This window comes from Bacillus sp. 1A, from assembly GCF_052682215.1.
This window is the reverse complement of sequence record NZ_JBQYLZ010000001.1, coordinates 5714828-5739524: the sequence shown is the minus strand read 5'-3', so window position 1 is coordinate 5739524 and position 24697 is coordinate 5714828. Positions and strand designations below refer to the sequence as shown.

The window sequence follows — 24697 nt, the reverse complement described above, 5'->3', positions numbered from 1 at the left end:
GGAAATTAAGAACTTGAATTCGTTTTTCTTACTGCAAAATTAAAAATGGGATTTTTAAGCTCATAGTTATAAGTAGAACCATCGACAAGCCCTACAACTTTATCACTATCGTAAAGATCAAGCATAAATTGTGCCATTTGTTTTGCAGTGTGGAATTTCGGTACAACATTATCGTATTGGAATTCATCAATATCAAATGAACGTTTTGCAAATTCTGTTTCAGTTGCAGCAGGAGCTAAAACTTTTGCTTGCAGTTTCGCGCCTTGTTGTTTCAGTTCGTGTGATAAACCTTCTGTAAATGCACTTACATAGAATTTCGTAGCGCAATACGTAACAGCATCAGCAACAATTGTGTATCCACCGCCTGATGAAACGTTAATAAGTTGTGTGCCATCAACCATGGAATAATCTCGAACGAAAAGAGAAGAGAGTATTGTTAGTGCTTCTATATTTACATGTAACATCGTTTCTATTTTATTTAAATTTTGTTCAGCAATGGAGGCGAAATTACCAAAACCGGCGTTGTTAATCCACGTTTCAATTTGAAAGGCTTGCAGGCTTTCATAAAGCTTATAAACATTTTCCGTAATAGATAAATCCGTTCTTCGAATAACAACATCCAATTCTGGATTCATTTCGTTAATTTTTAATTTTAATCCGTCTAATTCTTCTTGTCTTCGAGCTACAAGTATTAAGTTCTTTCCGCGAGCTGCAAAGGCTAAAGCCGATTCATAGCCAATTCCAGAACTAGCACCAGTAATAACAGTGTATTTCATATAAAATCCCCCTAAGTTCAAATAAAAGTACTATGGTTAGATTTTATTTGTTAGAGTATACTCTAAGTCAAATGTTTTTTATGAAGTTGATAAGGCTATAAAATATATGCGGGTAAGCACGTGGAGGGAGTTAGAGTATGTACACAATTAGCGAGGCGGCTAAATTAATAGGATTGAGTACACATACACTACGTTATTATGAAAAAGAAAATATATTAATTGCAAATCGCGATACAAATGAGAATCGAATGTACGAAGAGTCACATATAAAGTGGTTGCATTTTGTCATGAAATTAAAACAAACGCAAATGCCAATAGCGAAAATAAGAGAATATGCTAGGTTATATTTAGAAGGGGAGCATACAACCGAAGCTCGTTTACAGCTCCTAGAAGATCATAGGAAATCTATTCAGATTCAAAGAGAAAACTTAGTAATTACAGAAAAGATGCTTGAGAATAAAATTATTGCATACAAAGCCTCTTTGGAAAATAAATAGAAAACATATATATGATAAAAATGGATTTAATCTCACAGTGTGCTGGAAAATAAAAAAGAGCAGCTAGCAAAAGCTAACTGCTCGGTAAATTGGATGTGAAAATTTAGTGTTTATATTTTCATAGTAGATAAATTATGATTTCTTGAATGTGATTTTTTTACTGAAAATCGCATCTTAATACAAGGTACATAAACGAAGAAGAGCCTGATATGGCTCTCAGGCTCTTCCCTCAATAGCAAAGAGTAAGTCTTTTAATTACTCTTCTCCTATATAATACACAAGATGTATTTGGATGTGTAGAACAGGAAATTCCAATATAATTATCCGAATATAGTGTTTAAAAATAAAATCTAGATGATTTAAATAAGGAATTAAATTACAAATGTTGATTTAACGCATAATAGGAACTCGTTTATATCAAAAGATGGTTAATAAAGTGATATTGCGATAATAAAATATGAAATATTGCATATCGAATTGTAGAACAAAAAAGTGAAATGGTAATCGAATGAAAATGCTATTTTGTAGAAAAGGATGTGCAGCTTAAAATCTGAATAAATTAAACAGCTCATTACGGATTTAGAACGAAGAAAATCAAATCTAAAATGAATCTGAAATGACTTTTTGGGAATTTATAGTGAGGAATATCGTGATAGTATTGCATAAGCAAATATTTATTTTAGATCAAGTGAATATGCGATTGAATTGGATTATGAAAGATGAAAAATAAAAAGAGCAGCTAGCAAAAGCTAACTGCTCTATTAAAGGGATCTCTCCAAGGGGGAGTGGAGAAAATATTATGTTACTAGCAGTATTGGCAGATTATTAGGAAATATACAAATTGGAGGAAATAAATTTTAAATAACTTTTCGACATTGACAGTTTTTAAAATATTCATGTACAATGTTTATGAATGACATTCAGTCATTTTTCTATAAAAGGATGTAGTTAGCTTGGAAATGGAGCAAATATAATGGTAAATGAGGATGATAGTTGTTTTATATATAGTAGTGATGAAAGAGAATATTTTTTAAAAACAAAAATGACTGATAGTCAGTCATAAGGGGTGAGAGGTATGAAAAATAGAGCTTGGTTATATGTCATATTAACATGTATCTTTGAAATTTTTTGGGTGTTTGGTTTTAATACAGCCGATACTTGGTGGCATTGGATTATTATTTTAGGAGTTATCGCTGTTGATTTTCACTTCCTTTCTAAAGCATGTGAACATCTTGCGACAGGCACTGTATATGCCATTTTTGCCGGAGCCGGTACGGTAGGTACTTTCTTAATGGATGTATTCCTTTTCGGTGGAAGTTTCAGTGTAGGAAAGTTATTCTTTATCGTGATGGTTGTAGCCGGCGTTATCGGTTTAAAGTTAGCTGATAATAAAGAAGAAACTATGGAAGGAGCTGCTTAAAGATGGGTTGGTTTTTCGTATTTTGTGCTGCAATTAGTGAAATAGTCGGTGTGATCGGTCTAAAAATGTATAGTAAAGATAAAACGTTAGCAAATGGTGCAATTTATATAGGCGGGTTTGCTACATCCTTCGCATTCTTGTATACATCTTTCTTATTTTTACAAGTAAGTGTCGCTTATGCGGTTTGGATTGGTATTGGAACAGCAGGTGCCGTTTTATTAAACATGTTCCTGTTTGGTGAGTCGAAAAGTAAAGCACGTATCATTAGTGTGGCTCTTATTGTATGCGGAGTGACAGGATTAAAGGCTCTTTCTTAAAGATATATTGTATTTTATCTCCTAATGGTTTATTAGGAGATTTTTATTATTAAAAAATGATTTCCTCTTAGAGTTCACTATCATTGACAGTACAATCGATTATCTTATAAAATGAGTGACAGTCATTCAATATGTGTGTGAAAGGGTTTAGATGATGAATAAAAAAGAAAAAATTGTCTATGCAGCTATTGAAGTGTTTCAGGAAAAGGGCGTTGAAAAAACGAAGATTTCTGATATCGTGAAATTGGCTGGCATTGCACAAGGAACTTTCTATTTATATTTTCCTTCTAAGTTATCTGTTATGCCTGCAATAGCAGAAGTAATGGTTGAAAAGATGATACTTGCAGTGAAAGAAAAAGTGCAAAATGATGCGCCTTTCTCAAGTAAAGTGACGCAAGTAATAGATGCGGTGTTTCACTTTATAGCGGAATATCGTGAAATACAAGCTTTAATGTATGCGGGTCTTGCATCTACAGAACATATAAAAGAATGGGAAGCTGTGTATGAGCCTCTTTATATGTGGCTAAGCGAGTTTTTAAGTGCGGCGAAAGAAGCTGGTGAAATTCGTGATTCGGTTCACGCGGAAAGAACGGCTAAGTTATTTATCGCTCTTGTTGAATCTGCAGCGGAACAAGTTTATTTATATGACCATAAAGATGATGAGCAAGTCGAGCTACAAAAGGCAGAAGTACTAGATTTTTTAACACATGCACTACATATAAAGAAGTAGTAAGGTGAACCTGTCTGAAAAGGTAGGTTCATTTTTGAGGAAAACTGAATGATAGTCATTCATCTAATACTTATGTATGTGTGGAAGGATAGAGTGAAATTCTAATGAGTAGGGGTATCTCTGCTCATGATTAGCCCACAAATAGCAGGATAAAGAAAAAGCTTCTTGGGCATTATTTTTTGAGAGAAACTTACGGGAAGAGGTGTTAAAAAGTGAAGAAACCGATAAAAGAACAAAAGATGGTATTGATCATTCTTTTGAGTAATATATTTATCGCTTTTTTAGGGATTGGATTAATCATTCCGGTTATGCCGTCCTTTATGAATGACATGAGTTTAACAGGGAAGACGATGGGATATCTCGTTGCAGTGTTTGCAATGGCTCAGCTCATTACGTCACCTATTACAGGCCGGTGGGTTGACCTTTACGGTAGGAAGAAAATGATCATCATTGGATTATTTATTTTTGGTGTTTCAGAACTTCTTTTTGGATTAGGAAAAGATGTGTGGATGCTTTATGCAGCACGGGTGTTAGGCGGAATTAGTGCCGCGTTTATTATGCCTGGTGTTACGGCATATGTTGCGGATATTACCTCTATGCAGGAACGTCCAAAGGCGATGGGGTATTTATCAGCAGCGATTAGTACCGGTTTTATTATAGGGCCTGGAATTGGCGGATTTATTGCAGAGTATGGTATACGTGTGCCGTTTTTCGTTGCAGCAGCAATTGCCTTTATAGCATGTATAATTTCGATCTTTATTTTAAAAGAACCGTTAACGAAAGAAGAACTTGCAGAGATTTCTGCTAACACGAAAGAATCAAGTTTTATTGGTGATTTAAAGAAATCATTACATCCAATGTATGCAATTGCATTTATTATCGTATTTGTACTCGCTTTCGGTTTATCGGCGTATGAAACTGTGTTTAGTCTATTTTCTGATCATAAGTTTGGATTTACGCCGAAAGATATTGCGGCAATTATTACGATTAGCTCCATCTTTGGGGTAGTTGTGCAAGTATTTATGTTTGGTAAATTGGTTGATATGTTCGGGGAAAAAGTGTTAATTCAAATATGTTTAATTGTAGGTGCAGTATTAGCTTTCGTTTCAACTGTAGTCTTTAATTATTGGATTGTACTTCTCGTTACTTGTTTCATTTTCCTTGCATTTGATTTGCTTCGTCCAGCTTTAACGACGTTTTTATCAAAAGCAGCTGGAAAAGAGCAAGGATTCGTTGCTGGTATGAACTCGACTTATACGAGTTTAGGAAATATAGCAGGACCAGCGATGGGCGGAATATTATTTGATATGAATATTCATTATCCATATGCATTTTCAGGAGTTGTTTTAATAGTTGGTCTCGGCATTACATTTATGTGGAGAGAGAAACAGCTAGCTCAAAGTTTTGCGAAGTAATGTAGTGAATAACGAAAAGCCTCTTACTATTTTTATGGTAAGGGGCTTTTCGTTTATAAACTTAATCCAAAACGCTTTAATTCAATAAATATCCCCTCTAATTGCTTTCCTTTATCCGTTAACGTGTACTCTACACGAGGCGGAACTTCTGGATATACTTTTCTCGTTATAATGCCTTGAGATTCTAATTCTTTTAGTCGAAGCGATAATGTTTTCGGACTAATCCCGTCCATTGATTTTTGTAAATCACTAAAGCGTAATGTTCCTTCGATAAGAAGGTCACGAATGATTAAAAACGTCCATTTTGTACGAATTACATCAAGGGTTTTAGCGATAGGACAAGGTATGCCAGGTAAACCTTTCGTTAATTCAACTGGATCTATATTGTTCATGGAACTAGCCTCCATAAAATTTTTTTGAATGAATTTGCTTTATAGTATCACAAAACTATACTTTTGGTAACTATATGAAAAAAATATCACTACTTCCGTAAAGGAAGTTAGTGCATATACAATAGCAATACGAAATAAAACGGGTTTAGATGAGGAGGTGATTTTCATGGGGATAAAAAAGTTGTTTGGATTTCTTAGTTTGTTTGTTGTTTGTATTGTACTTGTAGCATGCGGCGTGGAACAAAAAACGGAAGTCCAGTTATTAAAAGAAATGCCGAAGCCAAAAGCAATGACAATTGATCCCTCACTAAGTAAAAAAGAAGCGACAGAAATGGTTCATGCAGCGCAGCGTTTTTATGCATTTTGGGATACAGGTAAGGAGGAACTTATTCCGCAGACTGTTACTGAAAAATTTTTTGATAATACATTGCCGAAAGGGAGACCACAAGGCACGGAAGGATTAAAGTTTGCGGCGCAAAACTTTCGTAAAGTTGTTCCTAATATACATTGCGAGATTGAAGATTTATTAGTCGTTGGTGATAAAGTAACAGCTCGTCTTTCTTTTACAGGAACGACTAATGATAAGAAAATCAACTTTTTTGCAATTGATATTTTACATGTGAAAGACGGAAAGATAACGGAAGACTGGCATTTAGAAGATAATCTTACGCTGAAACAGCAACTTGGGTTAATAAATGAGGAATAGAGTAGGGGAGAGAAAAACGATGAAAAATATATTTATTATAAATGGACATGAAAAATACGGTACAAAGGAAGGACGATTAAATAAAACGTTAGTGGATCATATGGTAACGGTATTAAGCGAGAATCATCATGTGAAAACGACAACGATTCAAGATGGCTATAGTATTAAGGAAGAACAAGAGAAGTTTTTATGGGCCGATGTTGTGATTTATCAAACACCGATTTACTGGTTTAGTGTACCGGGCTTATTTAAAACGTATATGGATGAAGTATATGAATACGGTTTGTTCTTTAAAGGCGCTGATGAATATGGAACAGGTGGTTTATTAAAAGAGAAACAGTATATGTTTTCTACAACTTGGAATGCACCTGAAAAGGCATTTGGAGATAAGACGAAGTTCTTTGAAGGGGAAAGTTTAGAGTCAGCGCTTAGCCATTTACATCGCGTGCAAAAGTTTCTCGGTATGAGTCCGTTAAAGAGTTTTGCTTGTTATGATGTGGTGAAGCATCCGAATATTGAGCAATATGTATTGAACTTGAAAGATCACTTAGATGGAGTAATTAAATAGTAGTTTGCACCTGTATGCGAAGAAGGTACTACTAAGGATGTAGTACCTTCTCTTTCAAGTGGCAAAAATGAACGGGGCATTAGGTGTTATGTTAGGTTCATTTATTGCATCTTGGGGTATGAGTGCTCTGTACTTTATCGTTGGTATGAGCAGTATTTTATTATTTATGAAGGCGATTGGGAGAGAGAAGTATGAGGGGGAGGTTTCTCAGATTGGATAAAACGATATGAAAAGCGATGCTAGAAATCGCTTTTCATATGACTTTTAAAACGGATCAACTTCAGCTAAATCAGGATTGCTATTTGGGTTTGTTAATAAGACTTTCAGCTCACCTACTTCAGAGAGCGTAACGAGGATATAGCCACTAATAAGGACGACGAGTCCGATGACCCTTAATGTTTGCAGTGTAATGTCACGGCTATTGTTTTCGGAGTTGTCTTGGGGCGTTGAAGGTGGATTGTTATTCATAATTAAGGCTCCCATCTTTTTTATTTATATATGTGTAAAATCATTATTTAACTTATGGATAGGAATCGTATAGTCATTTTCACTATATGAGAAATGCCTATGAAAAGTGATTAGAAAATTGGGGAAGAAGAAGGGATGGAATCCATAGGTTACTAAAAATGACATTCCTTTTTATTTTTCATACAAATAAAAAGGTTAACCAAAGTAGCTAAATAGCTACTTTGGTTAACCTATAATAACTATCCTAATACACGCAATGATTCTTCAATAAACGCTGGGATGTCCTCTGGTTGTCTACTTGTTACTAGCTGATTTTGGCATACGACAACCTCTTTGTCATGGAAATTTCCACCGGCATTTTTCAAGTCGACCTCAATGGATTTATATCCAGTCACATCACGTCCTTCAAGCATTTGGGCAGTGATGAGTAATTGGGGGCCGTGACAAATAGCAAAAACAGGTTTTTTCGCATCCATAAATGCTTTGCTAAAGCGAACGAAACGTTCATCTGCACGAAGTATATCTGGGGAAAATCCGCCTGGTATGAAGAGGGCATCAAAGTTTTCTGGAGAAACATCATCAATACTTTTATCAATTACGACTTCACTTTTTCCTTGTTTACCGTGTACCGTTTTACCTTTTTCTGCTTCAATAGTTGTTAATTCATATCCCTTTTGTTTAAAAGCTTCTGCTGGCTCTGTGTATTCTGTGTCCTCGAAATAATCTGTTATTAAAGTAGCAATTTTTTTACTCATTCTAATCCGCTCCTTACATTAATATTATCGGTTTCAGAATCATCCTTGAGCAATGTCTTTTATAAAGTGAAACTTTAATTCATATTTTTTCATTCCCTCCAGTTTCTTTGCCCTGTTAATTTAATACATACCCTTTTTGTTAGGACGTAAACATGTATTATCGTTTTTTTATGTAAAATTATAAAATATCGGTTGTGCCGGTGATTCTTGTTTGAGGAGGGAAAATAAAAAATCCCAGGAGAGAATTTATTCTCTCCTGGGATTTTAAGATAATTCTTTTCGTTAAAACGAAGAAACGCGTTGCTTCGTTTTTGGTACAATAATACATTTGATCCAGAGTAACCCGATAATCATAATGATAAGGCTATGTAAAAATTGTACTGTAGCAATGAGTATAACAATTGAAAATACAATGAGTTGAATGCTTAGTAATATAAAGATTAAGCGAAGAAATTGATTCATTCGTTGCTCAGTATCAATGGGATATAATGCTACGATAATATTTCCCGAAAAATATTTCCACAGGGAACGGAGCTGCATAGAGATCATATATAGGACGATGTAAGCGATAGCACCTTTTACGTATATGTTTGGTATAAAATATAAGGCGAAGGCACCGATCAACCCTAAGCGAATATATATACCGAAATAATCATTCCCGCGTAAAAATGCTAGTGTATGTAAATAGAAGAAAGTTGCTCGTTTTTTATGTAATAAAGGTTCAATCCAATTTGTAAGCCATTTTCTTTTATTTACTTGCTTATTCAGTTGCGGAACATCGGTAAAAATGCTAGCAAATTGATAAAAACGAACGTCCATTTTTTCTTCTTGTTCAATTATGTAATCCCACGGTATTCGTTTTGTAGGTTGTTTTTTCGTGTATAGAAGCAGGAAAGCAAGTAGTAAGAGTAATCCGCCCAATATGAGAACATGTGCCGAATAAAACAGCATGTAAATGATTAGGGCGTTACAAGCAATACGGATGATCAGCCATATACTTTTTTCATAACTATCACGCCACATCCAATGTGTATATATATTCCAAGCTTTCGTAATCATTAAAACGATAAAGATTGTACATAAAAAAGGCACAGTTAATTGTAATGATTGCATTGCAAGTGGAACGAGAATAAGGAACGTAAATAATAATGGAAAAAGCTGAATGATGTAATTATATAGAAGAGATTTTTTAAAATAAGATGTTAGTTTCTCTTCTAATGCAAGCAAATAGACAGCATCAGGTTTTTGAATAAATGTACGGATAGGGCATCTCGTTATAATCGCTGTTAGGACGATTGTAATAAGTAATAAAGATAGTCCTTTAGAAGGCGCTGTCTTAAGAAACTTTGCGTAATAGTAAGCACCTATACAGGCAACGAAGATAAAGCTATATAGTAACCCGTTAATCATACGTGCAAAGTATGTAATGATATTTTGAATATGTTGTTGGAAGCGGCTGCTCCATAGTGATTCAATTGACATGTTTTTCACCTCTTTGTTCTATTATATATGTTTTACAAAAGAAAAAACGAGCAAATTGCGTTATGCAACTTGCCCGTTTTTCTTTTCTTTATTTTTTTTCTCATCACGATTCATTAATGGATAGAAAGCAAATCCGATTACGAATAAACCAATTCCGAGAAGGAACGTTTTGATATCGGATGCGCCGGTTTTAATAACCCATAGTGCGTAGCAAAGTGCGATTACTGCGACTATGCCATCTGTAATTCTTGCCCGCATTTCATTTTTATATGTTTCACCAGTTGCGACTAGTTTTAACTGGAAGATTGGTGAAACGAGATATGGAATGAGGTAGGCTAGTGTTGATACGGTAATAACGAATGTATAAGCTTCCGCAATGGTTCCTGATAATGTTGAGAATAAGAACACTTGCGACATAATGTTTGTTAATCGTAATGAGTAAATTGGACTTCCTTTTTTATTTGTTTTCGTAAAGAAGGAAGGGAAGAAACCTTCTTTTGCAGCTTGATATGGTACTTCTGAGCTTAATAAAATCCAGCCTAATATAGAACCGAATAGAGAAGTAAGTGCAAGTAATGCCATCAGTTTCCCGCCGCCATGCCCCATTGCAGCGTTTAATGCGTCTGCTAATGGACGTTCAGAAGCTTGTAATTTATCAACGTGAAGGACACCCATTGTTAAAATTGTAATTCCTAAGTAAATCGCAACTGTAATAAGTAATCCCGCAACTGTTGCGCGTTTTACTGTTTTAGGAGAGGTAGCACGGTTTGATAAAAGTACTGCTGATTCAATTCCGATAAATGCCCACAGCGTTGTAAGAGCGGCTAAATTTACTTGTGAAAGAAGGCCGTGTGATACACCTGATTTATCGATCATCGGTGTGTACCATTGTCCAAACTTAGAAGCCTCGAATGCAAATAACGTAACGACGATGAATAAAAGGAATCCTGTTACTTTCGTTGTTGTTGCTAAGAAGTTTAGCTTTCCAGCTCCGCTTACACCGTTTGTTAATATAATATGAGTTCCCCAAAGTAAGATGGAACAAATAGTAAATGTAATTAGTTTTCCGACTTCTATGTTAAAAGAACCGATTGAAAATAGTAGTCGTGTATCTTTCATAATTGGGAAGAAGAGTGATAAATATCCCGCGAAAGACGTAATGATGGCAACGTTACTTGCCCAGTTTGCAACCCAATATCCCCATACCATACTGAAACCAGCCATTTTTTTCTTTTTTGGTGATGAGAATAAAGCATATGCATGACTTTGTGGTCCTGTCGTTAAATCAGGACGACGAATTGCTAAATTACCGAAAACAAGAGCTAGCATTAAAACACCAAACCCTGTTGTTAACCAAGCTAAAGTGACACCGAGAGGGCTTGCTGTTTGTGCCAACGTACTTGGCACCATGAAAATACCAGCGCCAACCATGTTACCGACAACGAAAGCTGTTAGTACCCAAAAGCCCCATTTTTTTTGTTGCATAGAAAATACCTCCAAAGTTAGTATAACCAAGTCAAGCGAGGAGATATGTATGTCTTCTTAGTAGAGAAGAAAAGTTCCAAACAAAACAAAAAAAGCACGTAATTTGCCGCTACATGCTTTCTATCTTATAAGAAACCCACGACATACCTCTCGATAGCTCTCCACAAACGAAATGTTTCGTTTGTGACAGTTCTGCACTTATTAAATGCAGACCCAGCAAGCGTGCATGGTGGACACGACTTACTTCGGCAATCATTCCTTTCTCATTCCTTCATCAATGCCACTACATCTCCTGAAACGATACTCTTAATGATTGCAACCTCTACCTCACCGAGATACGAATGAGGATTTAAATATTAAATTAACGTAGTTAAGAGTAACAAATGTATTTTTATACGTCAATGGATATAGTAATAATCAGATTATAGAGAAGAGTTTGTTATTAGGAATGGATAATTATTTAATATAAAAAGAAGCTGATCTAAAACTAGATCAGCTTCTACATATAAGATTAAACGAAGTTTAATACTGTTACTTTTTCACGTGTCATAGACTCAAGGCTCTTACGAATACCTTGTGCGCCCATACCTGAACCTTTTACACCGATGAATGGGAAGTGGTCAGGGCCGCGCTCTGTGCGTCCGTTAATTTGAACAGAACCAGTTTCGATTTTGTTAGCAATTGCAAATGCTTTGTTAATGTCTTTTGTGAAGACACTTGCTTGCAAGCCGAACTCTGATTTGTTAGCAATTTCAATTGCTTGTTCATCTGAAGAAACACGGATGATTGGAAGGATTGGGCCGAATGGCTCTTCCCAAGCAACTTTCATTTCTTCTGTTACGTGGTCGATTAATGTTGGGTAAATTAAGTTACGCTCACGTTTGTTACCGATAACGATTGTTGCACCTTTTTCAACAGCGTCGTCAACTAAACCTTGAACGAAGTCAGCAGACTTGTCGTCGATTAATGGAACGATTGTGCTGTCTTGTTCTGGAGATCCAACTGATAGCTCAGCTACTTGCGCTTTTAATAAGCCAACAAGCTCGTCCGCTACGTTTTCGTGTACAAGTACACGTTTAATAGCTGTACAACGTTGACCAGAGTAAGAGAATGCACCGCTTACGATATGGTTTGCAGCATCTTGTAAGTCAGCATCTTCACGAACGATACCAGGGTCTTTACCACCAAGTTCTAATACAAGTGGAATCATTGCAGCTTTTTTCGCTAAATGTTTACCTGTGTTTGTACCACCTGTGAACGATACCATATTGATGCCTTCGTGTTCTACTAAGTAGTCACCAATTACAGAACCACGTCCTGTAGCTACGTTTACAAGACCTTTTGGAAGGCCAGCTTTATGTAGTGCTTCAACCATTTTAATACCACTAATTGCACCTTGAGTTGCAGGTTTGAAAATAACAGCGTTACCCATAATTAATGCTGGTGCAAGTTTTGCAGCAGATAAGTTTACTGGGTAGTTAAATGGTGCGATTGCTAATACAACACCAAGTGGTGCGCGTTGGATGATCGCAAGTTTAGATTTCGTTCCGCCAGGGAAGCTATCGCCCATCATGCTTTCTCCGTGCATATGAAGAGCTTCTTCGATTGTGTAACGAATGAAATCAGCTGTACGAACAACTTCTTTCTTCGCATCTTTATATCCTTTACCGACTTCTTTCATAATGATATCGGCAATTTCATCTTGCATATTTACGAGCTCATCAGCCCATTTATATAAATATTTTGCGCGATCTTGTAGAGAAGCTTCCGCCCATGATTTTTGAGCTTCTTTTGCAGATGCAATTGCTTCATCTACTTCTCCGCGAGTAATTGCTTGTACTTGTCCAATTACTTCGTGTAAGTATGGAGATGGAATTTCGATTGTTTCTCCTGAAGAGGTTTCTCTCCATTCTCCGTTTAAATAAAATTTGTACGTATTGCTAGTTGTCATGATTAGTCCTCCTAAAATAGCAACTTGTAAGAGTGAGTATAAGGTGATTGTAGGGTGTTTGATAACATTTTTCAAATGAAATGTTTGTGAAAACGATTTCTTATTCTTTTTTTATTTTGTATGCCCTTTCTTACAGAAGATTCTCTTATTTCAAAATGATGTAGCATATATTTTTATTCGGTTTGTAAAAAAAATAATTGACAGAATACTCAATAAAGTTGTAAGATTATAAATGGAAAATAAATGAAGGGGGTGTGCGTAATGATTGTAATCGTAAATGTGATGGGCTTAGCTCTGTTAAATGGCAGAAAACATTCATATCATTACGCAACCCGTGCGGATATATAAGGCATCTTTGTCTTATAAAAAGCGTACGTTGCGTATATCGTAACGTACGCTTTTATGCATTTTTGTGCATATCGTCAAGCGGCGGTATGCTTTTTTTTGTTTTCCACATTACTATATAAAATTTGGGAAGGTGGAAAAATGTGATGAGATTGTATGGATTACGAAATGTAAATGTGATGGGTCTGGATAGTGGGTAAAGAAATGGGAGTGAAATGAGAACGAGAAGGGAGAGGTTACATTGTTATCAGTATTACTAAAGCTAAAATGGTTTTTTAAAGAGCATTGGAAGAGATATAGTATCGCCATTGGAGCTCTTTTAATTGTGAATATAGTTGAAGTCATTCCCCCGAAAGTGTTAGGGGTTACGATTGATAATATAAAAACAGGAACGTTAACGAATGCGGCGATTATGCAATTTATTCTTATTTTAATAGGGGTTACGGTAATTGGATATGGTCTTACTTTCGTTTGGCAACATCAGCTGTTTGGGGGAGCATTCGTACTGGAGAAAACGATGCGCTCTAAATTTATGGGGCATTTACTTAAAATGACACCGACGTTTTATCATAAAAATCGTACTGGTGATTTAATGGCGAGAGCGACAAATGATTTAAAAGCAATCGCTATGACAGCTGGTTTCGGTATATTAACGCTCGTGGATTCGAGTTTATATATGCTTACGATTGTCTTTATGATGGGATTTACAATTAGTTGGGAGCTTACATTTGCGGCGCTTATACCACTTCCGATTATGGCGTATGCGATGAACATATATGGAAAGAAATTGCATGAGAGATTTACAGTTGCGCAAGATGCGTTCGGAGATATGAATGATAAAGTACTTGAATCAATCGCTGGCGTGCGCGTTATTCGTGCATACGTACAGGAAAATGCAGATGAGGGAAGGTTTCATCATTTAGGAGATGACGTCTACGAAAAAAATATGAAAGTAGCGAGAATTGATGCATTATTCCAGCCGACTGTGAAAATGCTTGTTGGCCTTAGTTATTTAATTGGTTTAGTGTACGGCGCGTATCTTGTATTTCAATCAAAGGTAACACTTGGCGAACTCGTTTCTTTCAACGTGTATTTAGGGATGATGATTTGGCCGATGTTTGCAATTGGCGAATTAATTAATGTTATGCAAAGAGGAAATGCATCATTAGACCGTGTGAATGAAACGTTAGCGTATGAACCAGATGTCAAGAATCCGAAAAATCCAAAGCTTGTACAAGAGCCGGATTATATTCAGTTTGAGGATGTTTCCTTTTCATATCCTTCATCGACTGGGGAAAATTTGAAGAAGGTGTCATTTACATTAAAACAAGGGGAAACGCTTGGGGTTGTTGGAAAAACAGGAAGCGGAAAAACGACGCTCGTACGTCAGCTTCTTCGTCAATATCCGCTTGGAGATGGGGATATTGCAGTCTCTGATGTGACGTTAGATAAAATAACGAATGAAAATATACTCGGGTGGATTGGGTATGTACCTCAGGAACATATTTTGTTCTCCAAAACAGCGAGGGAAAATATTTTATTTGGAAACCGAGAAGCGACGGAAGAAGAACTCGAGAAAGCAATTGAAATTGCGGCGTTTAAAAAGGATTTAGAGTTTTTACCAGAAGGGTTAGAAACGCTCGTCGGAGAGAAAGGTGTTTCTTTATCAGGAGGGCAAAAACAAAGGATTTCGATTGCGCGAGCTGTTATTCAAAATCCAGAAATTTTAATTTTGGACGATTCTTTATCAGCTGTTGATGCTCGTACGGAAGCAGCAATCATCGAGAATATAAGAACAGAAAGAAGCGGAAAGACGACGATTATTACGACGCACCGTTTATCTGCCGTACAACATGCGGATTGGATTCTCGTTATGGATGAAGGTGAAGTAATAGAAGAAGGTACGCATGATCAGCTTATCAAAAGCGGAGGCTGGTATGCGGAGCAGTTTGAAAGACAACAAGGTGAAAGTGAAAGTGCGGATAGTGGGGTGAAAATATGAGCGTATCAAAACGATTGTTCCAATATGCGATGAAAGTAAAAGGGACGATTTTTGCAGCGATGCTAATGTTATTTATTTTCGTCATCGCAGAGCTTGCTGGTCCTTTCGTCGCGAAAACGATGATTGATGATCATATCGTCGGGATAGAGAAACCTTGGTATGAAACAGAAAAGAGTGAAGAGGCTGTTTCGTATAATGGCGCCTTTTATAAGCGAAGTGATCGCTTCCAGGAAGGTGAGAAAAAAGGAAAAGAAGTACGCGTGATGCAAGTCGGTTTTCAATATTACTTTGTACCGAATAAAGTGAATGCTGAAGGCTCACGTACTGTAAAAGATGATATGATTACCGTTCAAAATGGTAAGGCAGTGCAAGTGTATAAAGCGAAAGCATTAACGAAAGAAGAAGTGTTTGCGTTTTATAAACCAGAAATAAACCGTCTATTATTACTTGGTGGTGGCTATTTCGCTTTATTAGTAGTCGTTTCATTATTTGCATATGGAAAGCAATTTTTCCTACAGAAGGCAGCGAACAAAATTATTCAAATTATGAGGGAAGATGTGTTTTCTCATATTCAAACGTTGCCGATTCGTTATTTCGATCATTTACCAGCAGGGAAAATTGTATCGCGTGTAACGAATGATACGGAAGCCATTCGTGATTTATACGTAACGGTATTGGCGACATTCGTTTCTAGTATCATTTATATTATTGGGATATTCGCTGCGCTATTTTTACTCGATGTAAAATTGGCGACGTTATGTTTACTTATTATCCCGATTTTAATTGTTTGGGCAATTCTTTATAGAAAGTATGCGTCTGTATACAATCATAAAATGCGCTCACGTTTATCTGATATTAACGGAACAGTGAATGAATCTATTCAAGGGATGCCGATTATTCAAGCGTTTCGCCAAGAGCGTGAAACGAAGAAAGAGTTTGAAGAATTAAATGGTGATTATTTTAAATATCAAAATAAAATTTTGAATTTAAATGCAGCAACTTCTCATAATTTAGTGTCTGTATTAAGAAATATCGCTTTTACAGGTGTGATTTGGTATTTCGGTGGTGCTTCATTAAGTGCTTCAGGCGTCATTTCTTTAGGGATACTGTATGCGTTCGTTGATTATTTAACACGATTGTTCTCGCCAATTACAAATATGGTAAATCAGCTTGCTAACTTAGAACAATCGCGTGTTGCATCAGAACGTGTTTTTGAATTGTTAGAGGAAAAAGGGGAAGCAGTAGAAGAGGAACGTATGCCTCGCTTACAAGGAAATGTGAAGTTTGATAATGTGTCGTTTTCTTATAATGGAAAAGATGAAGTGCTAAAAAATATTTCTTTTGAAGCGAAACAAGGAGAGACAGTGGCACTTGTCGGTCATACTGGATCAGGAAAAAGTTCTATTATGAATGTACTCTTCCAGTTTTATGAGTTTGAAAAAGGGAAGCTTACGATTGATGGTCACGATGTAAAAGCGATGCCGAAACAAGCAACGCGTGAACATATGGGAATCGTACTGCAAGATCCGTTTTTATTTAGCGGGACGGTCGCTTCTAATGTAAGCTTAGAGAATGAAAAAATTTCAAAAGAGCGCATCGTAAAAGCATTACGTGATGTTGGTGCTGAACGGTTTGCGAACAATATAGATGAAGAAATTACGGAGAAAGGAAGCACACTTTCAACCGGAGAACGTCAGCTTATTTCGTTTGCTAGAGCACTCGCTTTTGATCCAGCCATTTTAATTTTAGATGAAGCAACGTCTAGTATTGATACAGAAACAGAGGCGATGATCCAACAAGCGTTAGAAGTTGTGAAAAAAGGAAGAACGACATTTATTATCGCTCACCGTCTTTCAACAATTAAAAGCGCAGATCAAATTATTGTGCTTGATAGAGGAACGATTTTAGAAAAAGGCTCTCATGATGAACTAATGAAAAAGCGCGGGCGTTATTACGATATGTACAAAACGCAAATGGAAGGAAACCAGAGCGCTTAATATGTATGGGGGAGAACTTGTGAGTTTCACAAGTTCTTTTTTAGTGAATCAGGGCTGTTAAATAAGAAGTATTGTTTTACCTTTTTCTTTATAAATGCTATATTAAAAAATGTTACTTATTTTTTGTATGTAGCGTTATTTTCCCCTTTTGTTTGATTATGAAGAAAAAGGATAAACTAAATAAGAACATTTTCATTGAAAAATTGTTCAAGATTGCATACAATCAATATAGTTTTTAAATTCCTATCAGAATACTTGGAGGATTACCATCATGAAAAAATTATTTTCAGTACTTGCAGTAACTACATTAGCAATCGGGATTGTAGCGGGCTGCGGTAAAGAAGAGAAAAAAGATACAGCTAATCAAGATGCGTTACAAAAGATAAAACAAAGTGGTGAACTTGTAATTGGAACAGAAGGTACATATCCACCGTTCACATTCCACGATTCAAGTAATAAATTAACTGGATTTGACGTTGAATTAGCAGAAGAAGTTGCAAAACGTTTAGGAGTAAAACCTGTATTTAAAGAAACACAATGGGATAGCTTACTTGCTGGTCTAGATGCAAAACGTTTCGACATGGTTGCGAATGAAGTTGGTATTCGTGAAGATCGTCAAAAGAAATATGACTTCTCTAGCCCATATGTTTCATCTTCAGCGGTATTAGTTATTGCGAAGGATAAAGATAAACCTGCTACATTTGCTGATGTAAAAGGATTAAAAGCAGCACAATCTTTAACAAGTAACTATGCAGATATTGCTAAGAAAAATGGTGCAGAAATCACGAATGTAGAAGGATTTAGCCAAGCAGCAGAATTATTAAATACTGGACGCGTTGATTTCACAATTAATGATAAATTATCAGTATTAAACTACTTAGAAACGAAAAAAGATGCAAAAATTAAAATTGTAGATACAGAAAAAGAAGCGTCACAAAGTGGATTCTTATTCCGTAAAGGTAGCGACAAGGTAGTACAAGAAGTAAATAAAGCGTTAGAAGATATGAAAAAAGATGGTACGTACGATAAAATAGCGAAAAAATGGTTCGGTGAAAATGTATCTAAGTAGTGCGTTGGTTTCAGATCGATTGTCTACTTGGATAGATATTATGCAGTCTTCCTTCATGCCTATGCTGAAGGAAGCTGTATTTACGACAATTCCATTAACGCTTATTACATTTATTATCGGGATTATACTTGCGACGTTAACGGCGCTCGCACGTATTTCAGGTAGTCGTATTTTACAATGGATTGCTCGTATCTATGTATCTATCATTCGCGGAACGCCACTTCTTGTACAGTTATTTATTATTTTCTATGGTCTTCCAACTCTTAATATTGAAGTTGAGCCATATACAGCAGCAGTTATTGGATTTTCATTAAATGTTGGTGCGTATGCATCTGAAATTATTCGTGCTTCTATCCTTTCAATCCCGAAAGGGCAGTGGGAAGCAGCTTATACAATTGGGATGACATACCCGCAAGCATTAAAACGTGTTATTTTACCGCAAGCAACGCGTGTATCTATTCCGCCGCTTTCGAATACATTTATTAGTTTAGTGAAGGATACTTCATTAGCATCGTTAATTTTAGTAACAGAAATGTTCCGAAAAGCGCAGGAAATTGCGGCAATGAACTATGAGTTTTTAATTGTTTATTTCGAAGCAGGTCTAATTTATTGGGCAATTTGCTTCTTATTATCTATTGTGCAACAAATATTAGAAAAACGTTCAGAACGTTACACTCTAAAATAACCCTTTCATAAAAGGAGTTTTTGTTTTTATGATTTCAATTCAACATTTACAAAAAAGTTTCGGAGATAATACCGTACTAAAACATATAGATTTATCAGTTGAGAAGGGGGAGGTTGTTGTTATTATCGGGCCATCGGGATCTGGTAAAACGACATTCCTGCGTTGTCTCAACGTGTTAGAAACGCCGAACGCTGGTAATATTCGCATCGGTAATAAAGAGCTCGACTTCTCTCAAAAAGTATCGAAGAAAGATATTGTCAATCTTCGTACGCAAACAGGTATGGTATTCCAGCACCATAATCTATTCCCTCATTTAACAGCACTTCAAAATGTAATGGAAGGGCTCGTTACAGTGAAAAAGATGGGGAAAGAAGAAGCGAAGAAAAAAGCAAACTATTTCCTTGAAAAAGTTGGTCTTGCGGATAAAGTAGACTTATATCCGTTCCAATTATCAGGCGGACAACAACAGCGCGTTGGAATTGCTCGCGCGCTTGCGATGGAGCCGGAAGTATTACTATTTGATGAACCGACGTCAGCACTTGATCCTGAACTTGTTCAAGAAGTTCTGAAAGTAATGAAAGAACTTGCTAAAGAAGGCATGACGATGGTTATTGTAACGCACGAAATGCGCTTTGCACATCAAATTGCGAACCGTGTTATTTTTATGGATGGCGGTGTCGTTGTCGAACAAGGTACACCAGAAGATGTATTTACAAATCCAAAAGAAGAACGTACGAAGAAGTTTTTACAAATGTTGCAATAAATGAAGGAAGGTCTCAAGGCATATGCCTTGAGACCTTTTTGCCATATATATTTATTTTTGGAATCCGCCAAGGCTTTGCTCAGCCATTGCAACTAGACGTTTTGTAATTTCTCCACCAACAGAACCGTTAGCACGAGCCGTAGAATCTGCTCCTAATTGTACACCAAATTCTTGAGCGATTTCGTACTTCATTTGGTCGATTGCAGCTGTTGCTCCTGGTACTACTAATTGATTTGAAGAATTTTGGTTTGCCATAGGAATATATCCTCCTTAGAGTTATAAAAATTTTTTTTGGTTGGACTAGCTGGATTTGAACCAGATTATCGCCCCGTTTGGCGCTAATCCATCGGTAATTAAGTTTGTACTCATAGTATGGATGTTACCTAGAAAGATATACGAAATAATAATTTGTAAATTTTGTAAAAAAATCTTAGTGATTTCGTAAATTATGAAATAAGAGTAATCGTTGTATTTTTTAGAAAGAAGGCTAAACTAAGAGCGATATGAAATATGTTTTTCTTTTTGTATCCCGCTATTGTGGGGCAAATCATTAACTTCTTATTTATGACTTACTAAAATTAAATCGGTAGCAACTTTATAGTTCTATTTTAAGTAGGGGTGGGACAGGACGCTCCTATGCACGGCTAGATGCTCTCTTCAATCTGCTTGTAAATGATAACGTATGGAGGAATCGTGATGGGAATTTGCCCGCTTTGCAACGCATTAGAATCACAAACATATTCTTGTCAAAATTGCCAAGGTATACTCCAAGATTATGGAAAAACTGTAGATTACATAGACGATTATAGTGCGTATATGGATCAAGAATTATTAAGTGCAGTAGATGGTTTAACACATAGTAATTCACAAGAGTACTGCAATCATGTTTTTTATTGCGGGATGTGTAATGTGGAAACAGAGGTTGTAGTGAAACTTGTGTAAATAGAAAACTTCCACCTTATGAATGAGGTGGAAGTTTTTGTTTTTGTATTTGTGAGTGAATCATAGGGGATGGGATATGTTCGGTGTTTGATGGAGTTCCGGATTTTATTTGAGACATTTTTTCTTTTGCATCGCGCAAAGAATGTTCAGTTAAGTAGATGGCATATTCGTAAAATAATTGGCGCGTCAGTTCACTTTGTTCTTTTAACTTTTCATCTTGGAATACAGTTCGCCCAGGTTTAGAGTTTGCTTCAAAGAGCCACGGGTTTTCCTGCGTGTCTAAACCGATATCAAAACCAATTTCTCCAATATTTCCGGTTACTTGTTCATCGAGCGCGTAACTGATTTGTAAGGCTGTATGTTTTAATTTATTTTCAATTTGAACTTGTTTCGTTGAATCTGGAAAAAGTTCTTGCAGTAATTTTGTATCGCCACCGCTATTTACATGCGTTGTTAAGCTACCTTTGCCAGCAATTTTTGCAACGATTGCACTGACCATCCATTGGCCGAAATGATTTTTATTTGTATGAATGCGAAAATCAACAGGTTGCCCATCGAAGCGAAGTAAGGAAATACCTTGTTGTACGATAAATTTTTTTAAATCATGCCCTTTTAACACATGGTTCAGAAGCGTTTCTAATGATTGGTACTTTCTTAGTTTATTTTCTTCATTTTCGCGATAACGACAGTAGTAGCAATTCTCTGTTTGAGAATAAAATAGTTGATGAATATTTCTACCGAAGCTGCCGTGAATCGGTTTCATGTAAACAGATTTATACGTACCGAGAAATCGTTCTACTTGTTCGAAGTGTTGAAATGTTTCGGTGTTTGGTAATAAAGGCATAATGGATTCATCTTTCACAAGAAGTTGATGCACTTCCCATTTATTGAAAAAGCCTGGGTTAAACCAAGGAATGGAGTAGTCATGCTCTAACTTTCTTTTTGCTCTTACGATCGGTTTATAATTTTCGGCTTTACGATTTGGTAATCGATCGTAAATGACATTCGGTAAAGGGACTTTTTTCTTAATCCACTGTTCCTCTTGAAAGAAATATCCTTCAATTGTTTCGTCTTCCCAGTTTATATGTTGCACACCAAAAACGAATACAAATGGTCGCAAGGTGAATGGCGGCGTTAGTAACTCGCCAAGAGAAGTTGAACGGTTTCCTAAAGGATTAGAAGAGTCATCGTTAAAACCAGTTGTAAAAATCCCGATTAATGGTCCGAAAATAATGGTTTCATTTTGCGTGAATGCATGGATAGTAGTGGAATGAGGAAGTAAAAGTTTCTCTGCAATTTGTTTTCCAATAATGATTTCGCGAGTAAAGGAATAATGAATTTTCACCTCTTCACTTGCAACATGGCGTACGCCGAAGGAAAGGGATGTAATGGGTGGTGTAATGGAAAAAATGTAAGGTAAAGTAATACTATTTGGATTCTCATCTGAAATGTTTAATGTATATATGTGCTCTTTCAAAATGGTGTTACCTCCTTTCATTATGGTGTGAAGCGACTAAACTTTAGTGGTCCGTGATATATTTTTTCGGCAAGTGCATCACTATGACGAATGTAATGTTCATACGGGGGAATCGTGTTGACATACATAAGCCAAATTGCTCCTTTTTGATCCATAATGGTGGAAAGCTCTAGCTCGAATAACGAAGAATAAGATTCATCTAATGTTTGAAACACTTCATTTATAATGTCATGTAAAGCGTCTTGTAATAATTGTACACCGGTACTAGATAATACGTATTTAACTTTTGAAAATGAATGCAGCGAGGAATCGTCCGTTGCCGAAAGTAAAAGTTGATTCGGAAATGAGCTTTTTTGTATAAATTGGCCGATAGCAGTCCACTTCTGTTCTTTATTTTTTTGCAAAATGGTTCGAATATGGAGTGGGTATGTTAATTGATTTGGTGGTTGCAGCATTGTATGGGTGATGTAACGTGCTGATCGTATGTTAGATTTGTACCAAGATATAAATTCATCTGTCCGTTTGATTGGAGTAGAAGTATGATAGTCATCATTTATCGTATCGATATGAAACGTTTTATTTTTATAAGTGATCCGGTACAGACTTTCATTGGAATGTGTGTTAGTAGGCCGTATAATAATATCTTTTGTTTTTAATAACAGTTTGAAAATGTTTTGTATCGTTGCTATTTCAAATTTTGGTATATAAGGAGATAATTTTTTATTCGTGAGAAATAAATCGTGTAGTTCGCTTAAGTCAATAAGTGTGTTATTTAAAAAGGTAGTGGTAGGACGGTTGTGTAATGAGTGAATAATTGATTTTGCTTTGTCGAAGTCTGTTTCCTCGTTAAAAGAAGAACGATCGTAAATATAAGAAGGAATAGGGAATATTTGCTCCTTCCATTTTCCTGTATCTGTATCATAAATAAGACCAGAGACAAGGTCTGTTTTAGGATCAATACCAAATGGCGTAAACTGGGCAACGACATTATGATAAAGCCGAGCGCGTTTAGCGATTTCGGTGTAATACATTTGCTCATAATGAGGGTGAGAAGTTAAAATACCGAGAACCAACGAAATCACTCCTTTACTAACAAAATGTTGGCATAATAGGCATAGCTATATATTGCAAATACGTTTTTATACCATTATACTTTTGTCCGTATGATGATATGCTATAGTTTTGGAGAAGCGAAAGGTTGATTGTAATGAATATATGGTTAAGTATGTTAACGACGACAGGGCTCGGAGCGATTATTGGGGGATTCACAAATCATTTAGCGATAAAAATGTTATTTCGTCCTCATCGTCCTATTTATATCGGGAAGTTTCAAGTTCCATTTACACCAGGGTTAATTCCGAAGCGCCGCGATGAGCTTGCTGTTCAATTAGGAAAAATGGTTGTCGAGCATTTGTTAACACCAGAAGGAATCGGAAAGAAGCTAACAAATGAAGAGTTTCAAAAAGGTTTAATTCAATGGACACAAGTAGAAGTGGATAAAGTAATTACGAATGAACAGTCGTTACGACATATGTTAGAAAAATGGAATGTAGCGTATGTAGAAAAAGAAGCGACCGGGAAAATCGAACATGTGATTACAGAAAAAATAGAGGCATTTTTAGCAGAGTATTATACATATACATGGGAACAGGCTTTACCTCATTCTGTTCATGAAAAAATAGAGAATACGATCCCAAATGTCTCGGCATTTATTTTAAATCGAGGAATTAGTTTCTTTGAGAGTGAAGAAGGAAAAGCACGTCTTTCAAAAATGATTGATGATTTCTTTGCTTCTAGGGGAACGCTACTTAACTTAGTCGGAATGTTTTTAGGGAATGTAAGTGTAGTGGATCGTGTGCAGCCAGAAGTTATTAAGTTTTTAGGGCAAGATGGCACAAAGCAACTTTTAACTGACGTACTGCAAAAAGAGTGGGAAAAGTTAAAAGGAAGAGATGTAAAAGAAGTAGAAACGTTTGTAGAAAAAGAAATGATTGTAAGCTCCATTTTGTCAGCGGTTAAAGTGGAGGAAACAGTGAGTAAGTTTTTAAATCAATCTGTGCAGCAAGTATGTGAGCCAGTTCGAGAAACAATTATGGAAAAGGTAGTCCCAAGTGCAGTAACGAAAGGTTTAAAGTGGGGGACAGAAAACGTAGAAAGTATATTAAACAATCTACATCTTGCGGAAATTGTCCAGCAAGAAGTGTCTACATTTTCAACAGAGAGACTAGAAGATTTAGTTCTGTCCATTACAAAAAATGAGCTGAAAATGATCACGTATTTAGGTGCCTTATTAGGCGGAATGATTGGACTCGTGCAAGGGCTATTACTGTTGTTCCTTATGTAGTAAAGATAAGTACATAGAAATAAAAGTGAAATTTCTTCACATCTCTTGCATAGTTTGATATGGTAAGAAGAGGTGCGTATGTAAATGCACTTAAAAGGCGGTGCGCATAAT

The 24697-nt window shown here is 36.2% G+C and carries 24 protein-coding genes, 1 pseudogene and 1 riboswitch; of the genes and pseudogenes, 15 read left to right on the top strand and 10 right to left on the bottom strand.

Going from position 1 to position 24697, the window contains the following annotated elements; translation table 11 throughout:
- Positions 1 to 5 precede the first annotated feature (5 nt).
- Positions 6 to 776, bottom strand: coding sequence for an SDR family NAD(P)-dependent oxidoreductase (locus tag ACUN0F_RS29350; RefSeq protein ID WP_445540639.1), 771 nt, complete (start codon positions 774 to 776; stop codon positions 6 to 8).
- Positions 777 to 913: 137 nt separating this feature from the next.
- Here ACUN0F_RS29350 and ACUN0F_RS29345 point away from each other — a divergent pair, with 137 nt between their 5' ends.
- The 5 genes from ACUN0F_RS29345 to ACUN0F_RS29325 all read left to right on the top strand — a co-directional run bounded on the left by ACUN0F_RS29345 (position 914) and on the right by ACUN0F_RS29325 (position 5155).
- Positions 914 to 1273: a MerR family transcriptional regulator gene (locus ACUN0F_RS29345; protein ID WP_445540638.1), complete on the top strand. Its 360-nt coding sequence runs from the start codon at positions 914 to 916 to the stop codon at positions 1271 to 1273.
- 1075 nt (positions 1274 to 2348) lie between these two features.
- Positions 2349 to 2693: a DMT family transporter gene (locus tag ACUN0F_RS29340; RefSeq protein WP_000796013.1), complete on the top strand. Its 345-nt coding sequence runs from the start codon at positions 2349 to 2351 to the stop codon at positions 2691 to 2693.
- Between the two features lie 2 nt (positions 2694 to 2695).
- Positions 2696 to 3010: a DMT family transporter gene (locus ACUN0F_RS29335; protein WP_000539670.1), complete on the top strand. Its 315-nt coding sequence runs from the start codon at positions 2696 to 2698 to the stop codon at positions 3008 to 3010.
- 151 nt (positions 3011 to 3161) lie between these two features.
- Positions 3162 to 3740, top strand: coding sequence for a TetR family transcriptional regulator (locus ACUN0F_RS29330; RefSeq protein ID WP_001993037.1), 579 nt, complete (start codon positions 3162 to 3164; stop codon positions 3738 to 3740).
- 212 nt (positions 3741 to 3952) lie between these two features.
- A complete protein-coding gene (locus ACUN0F_RS29325; protein ID WP_445540637.1) occupies positions 3953 to 5155 on the top strand; it encodes an MFS transporter in 1203 nt (400 codons plus the stop codon).
- 53 nt (positions 5156 to 5208) lie between these two features.
- Here ACUN0F_RS29325 and ACUN0F_RS29320 read toward each other — a convergent pair whose 3' ends face one another.
- On the bottom strand, positions 5209 to 5547 hold the full coding sequence (locus ACUN0F_RS29320) for a winged helix-turn-helix transcriptional regulator (RefSeq protein WP_001059468.1): 339 nt from the start codon (positions 5545 to 5547) through the stop codon (positions 5209 to 5211).
- A gap of 166 nt (positions 5548 to 5713) precedes the next feature.
- Here ACUN0F_RS29320 and ACUN0F_RS29315 point away from each other — a divergent pair, with 166 nt between their 5' ends.
- The 3 genes and pseudogenes from ACUN0F_RS29315 to ACUN0F_RS29305 form a co-directional block, all read left to right on the top strand.
- Positions 5714 to 6253: an ester cyclase gene (locus ACUN0F_RS29315; RefSeq protein WP_445540636.1), complete on the top strand. Its 540-nt coding sequence runs from the start codon at positions 5714 to 5716 to the stop codon at positions 6251 to 6253.
- A 19-nt stretch (positions 6254 to 6272) separates the two neighbouring features.
- Entirely contained in the window at positions 6273 to 6821 is a 549-nt protein-coding gene (locus ACUN0F_RS29310) for an NAD(P)H-dependent oxidoreductase (protein WP_445540635.1), read from the top strand.
- A gap of 46 nt (positions 6822 to 6867) precedes the next feature.
- Positions 6868 to 7041: pseudogene (locus tag ACUN0F_RS29305) on the top strand (MDR family MFS transporter); the annotation flags it as partial.
- Between the two features lie 44 nt (positions 7042 to 7085).
- Here ACUN0F_RS29305 and ACUN0F_RS29300 read toward each other — a convergent pair.
- The 5 genes from ACUN0F_RS29300 to gapN all read right to left on the bottom strand — a co-directional run bounded on the left by ACUN0F_RS29300 (position 7086) and on the right by gapN (position 12962).
- On the bottom strand, positions 7086 to 7289 hold the full coding sequence (locus tag ACUN0F_RS29300; RefSeq protein ID WP_001063873.1) for a hypothetical protein: 204 nt from the start codon (positions 7287 to 7289) through the stop codon (positions 7086 to 7088).
- A 239-nt stretch (positions 7290 to 7528) separates the two neighbouring features.
- Complete coding sequence (locus tag ACUN0F_RS29295) at positions 7529 to 8044, bottom strand: type 1 glutamine amidotransferase domain-containing protein (protein WP_264462308.1); 516 nt, start codon at positions 8042 to 8044, stop codon at positions 7529 to 7531.
- Between the two features lie 282 nt (positions 8045 to 8326).
- Complete coding sequence (locus tag ACUN0F_RS29290) at positions 8327 to 9526, bottom strand: ABC transporter permease (protein ID WP_445540634.1); 1200 nt, start codon at positions 9524 to 9526, stop codon at positions 8327 to 8329.
- A 60-nt stretch (positions 9527 to 9586) separates the two neighbouring features.
- Positions 9587 to 11011: an amino acid permease gene (locus ACUN0F_RS29285; RefSeq protein WP_088093052.1), complete on the bottom strand. Its 1425-nt coding sequence runs from the start codon at positions 11009 to 11011 to the stop codon at positions 9587 to 9589.
- A 146-nt stretch (positions 11012 to 11157) separates the two neighbouring features.
- A riboswitch (Lysine riboswitch) is annotated at positions 11158 to 11344 on the bottom strand.
- Positions 11345 to 11522: 178 nt separating this feature from the next.
- Positions 11523 to 12962, bottom strand: a complete 1440-nt coding sequence (gene gapN / locus ACUN0F_RS29280; RefSeq protein WP_046956681.1) for an NADP-dependent glyceraldehyde-3-phosphate dehydrogenase — start codon at positions 12960 to 12962, stop codon at positions 11523 to 11525.
- A 586-nt stretch (positions 12963 to 13548) separates the two neighbouring features.
- Between gapN and ACUN0F_RS29275 the strand changes: the two genes are divergently transcribed.
- The 5 genes from ACUN0F_RS29275 (at position 13549) to ACUN0F_RS29255 (ending at position 19823) form a co-directional block, all read left to right on the top strand.
- Positions 13549 to 15309 carry an ABC transporter ATP-binding protein gene (locus ACUN0F_RS29275; RefSeq protein ID WP_445540633.1) on the top strand — a complete coding sequence of 587 codons (1761 nt, stop codon included), beginning with the start codon at positions 13549 to 13551 and terminating at the stop codon, positions 15307 to 15309.
- Positions 15306 to 17306 carry an ABC transporter ATP-binding protein gene (locus ACUN0F_RS29270; protein WP_445540632.1) on the top strand — a complete coding sequence of 667 codons (2001 nt, stop codon included), beginning with the start codon at positions 15306 to 15308 and terminating at the stop codon, positions 17304 to 17306. The genes ACUN0F_RS29275 and ACUN0F_RS29270 overlap by 4 nt, the downstream gene beginning before the upstream one ends.
- Positions 17307 to 17577: 271 nt before the next feature.
- Positions 17578 to 18375: an amino acid ABC transporter substrate-binding protein gene (locus ACUN0F_RS29265; RefSeq protein WP_046957228.1), complete on the top strand. Its 798-nt coding sequence runs from the start codon at positions 17578 to 17580 to the stop codon at positions 18373 to 18375.
- Entirely contained in the window at positions 18362 to 19060 is a 699-nt protein-coding gene (locus tag ACUN0F_RS29260; protein ID WP_033657688.1) for an amino acid ABC transporter permease, read from the top strand. Before ACUN0F_RS29265 ends, ACUN0F_RS29260 begins: the two co-directional genes overlap by 14 nt.
- A 28-nt stretch (positions 19061 to 19088) precedes the next feature.
- Positions 19089 to 19823, top strand: coding sequence for an amino acid ABC transporter ATP-binding protein (locus ACUN0F_RS29255; protein ID WP_000623593.1), 735 nt, complete (start codon positions 19089 to 19091; stop codon positions 19821 to 19823).
- Between the two features lie 51 nt (positions 19824 to 19874).
- On the opposite strand, the gene sasP is transcribed toward ACUN0F_RS29255, so the two are convergent.
- Positions 19875 to 20078 carry a small acid-soluble spore protein, SasP family gene (gene sasP / locus ACUN0F_RS29250; RefSeq protein ID WP_000013339.1) on the bottom strand — a complete coding sequence of 68 codons (204 nt, stop codon included), beginning with the start codon at positions 20076 to 20078 and terminating at the stop codon, positions 19875 to 19877.
- A gap of 441 nt (positions 20079 to 20519) precedes the next feature.
- Between sasP and ACUN0F_RS29245 the strand changes: the two genes are divergently transcribed.
- Complete coding sequence (locus ACUN0F_RS29245) at positions 20520 to 20765, top strand: hypothetical protein (RefSeq protein WP_000510463.1); 246 nt, start codon at positions 20520 to 20522, stop codon at positions 20763 to 20765.
- Between the two features lie 16 nt (positions 20766 to 20781).
- Here the strand turns inward: ACUN0F_RS29245 and ACUN0F_RS29240 are convergent, their stop codons facing one another.
- A complete protein-coding gene (locus ACUN0F_RS29240) occupies positions 20782 to 22242 on the bottom strand; it encodes a YheC/YheD family endospore coat-associated protein (protein WP_264462313.1) in 1461 nt (486 codons plus the stop codon).
- Positions 22243 to 22262: 20 nt separating this feature from the next.
- On the bottom strand, positions 22263 to 23315 hold the full coding sequence (locus tag ACUN0F_RS29235; protein ID WP_264462314.1) for a YheC/YheD family protein: 1053 nt from the start codon (positions 23313 to 23315) through the stop codon (positions 22263 to 22265).
- Positions 23316 to 23449: 134 nt separating this feature from the next.
- On the opposite strand from ACUN0F_RS29235, the gene ACUN0F_RS29230 reads away from it, so the two are divergent.
- Complete coding sequence (locus tag ACUN0F_RS29230; protein ID WP_033662641.1) at positions 23450 to 24586, top strand: DUF445 domain-containing protein; 1137 nt, start codon at positions 23450 to 23452, stop codon at positions 24584 to 24586.
- Positions 24587 to 24697: the final 111 nt, after the last annotated feature.

What these genes read in the sequence shown, in the direction of transcription:
- ACUN0F_RS29270 (WP_445540632.1), top strand. Translation starts at nt 15,306, where the DNA reads ATGAGCGTATCAAAACGATTGTTCCAATATGCGATGAAAGTAAAAGGG.
- ACUN0F_RS29230 (WP_033662641.1), top strand. Translation starts at nt 23,450, where the DNA reads ATGAATATATGGTTAAGTATGTTAACGACGACAGGGCTCGGAGCGATT.
- ACUN0F_RS29350 (WP_445540639.1), bottom strand. Translation starts at nt 776, where the DNA reads ATGAAATACACTGTTATTACTGGTGCTAGTTCTGGAATTGGCTATGAA.
- gapN (WP_046956681.1), bottom strand. Translation starts at nt 12,962, where the DNA reads ATGACAACTAGCAATACGTACAAATTTTATTTAAACGGAGAATGGAGA.
- ACUN0F_RS29330 (WP_001993037.1), top strand. Translation starts at nt 3,162, where the DNA reads ATGATGAATAAAAAAGAAAAAATTGTCTATGCAGCTATTGAAGTGTTT.
- ACUN0F_RS29255 (WP_000623593.1), top strand. Translation starts at nt 19,089, where the DNA reads ATGATTTCAATTCAACATTTACAAAAAAGTTTCGGAGATAATACCGTA.
- ACUN0F_RS29320 (WP_001059468.1), bottom strand. Translation starts at nt 5,547, where the DNA reads ATGAACAATATAGATCCAGTTGAATTAACGAAAGGTTTACCTGGCATA.
- ACUN0F_RS29285 (WP_088093052.1), bottom strand. Translation starts at nt 11,011, where the DNA reads ATGCAACAAAAAAAATGGGGCTTTTGGGTACTAACAGCTTTCGTTGTC.
- sasP (WP_000013339.1), bottom strand. Translation starts at nt 20,078, where the DNA reads ATGGCAAACCAAAATTCTTCAAATCAATTAGTAGTACCAGGAGCAACA.
- ACUN0F_RS29260 (WP_033657688.1), top strand. Translation starts at nt 18,362, where the DNA reads ATGTATCTAAGTAGTGCGTTGGTTTCAGATCGATTGTCTACTTGGATA.
- ACUN0F_RS29295 (WP_264462308.1), bottom strand. Translation starts at nt 8,044, where the DNA reads ATGAGTAAAAAAATTGCTACTTTAATAACAGATTATTTCGAGGACACA.
- ACUN0F_RS29245 (WP_000510463.1), top strand. Translation starts at nt 20,520, where the DNA reads ATGGGAATTTGCCCGCTTTGCAACGCATTAGAATCACAAACATATTCT.
- ACUN0F_RS29335 (WP_000539670.1), top strand. Translation starts at nt 2,696, where the DNA reads ATGGGTTGGTTTTTCGTATTTTGTGCTGCAATTAGTGAAATAGTCGGT.
- ACUN0F_RS29300 (WP_001063873.1), bottom strand. Translation starts at nt 7,289, where the DNA reads ATGAATAACAATCCACCTTCAACGCCCCAAGACAACTCCGAAAACAAT.
- ACUN0F_RS29310 (WP_445540635.1), top strand. Translation starts at nt 6,273, where the DNA reads ATGAAAAATATATTTATTATAAATGGACATGAAAAATACGGTACAAAG.
- ACUN0F_RS29315 (WP_445540636.1), top strand. Translation starts at nt 5,714, where the DNA reads ATGGGGATAAAAAAGTTGTTTGGATTTCTTAGTTTGTTTGTTGTTTGT.
- ACUN0F_RS29340 (WP_000796013.1), top strand. Translation starts at nt 2,349, where the DNA reads ATGAAAAATAGAGCTTGGTTATATGTCATATTAACATGTATCTTTGAA.
- ACUN0F_RS29345 (WP_445540638.1), top strand. Translation starts at nt 914, where the DNA reads ATGTACACAATTAGCGAGGCGGCTAAATTAATAGGATTGAGTACACAT.
- ACUN0F_RS29265 (WP_046957228.1), top strand. Translation starts at nt 17,578, where the DNA reads ATGAAAAAATTATTTTCAGTACTTGCAGTAACTACATTAGCAATCGGG.
- ACUN0F_RS29290 (WP_445540634.1), bottom strand. Translation starts at nt 9,526, where the DNA reads ATGTCAATTGAATCACTATGGAGCAGCCGCTTCCAACAACATATTCAA.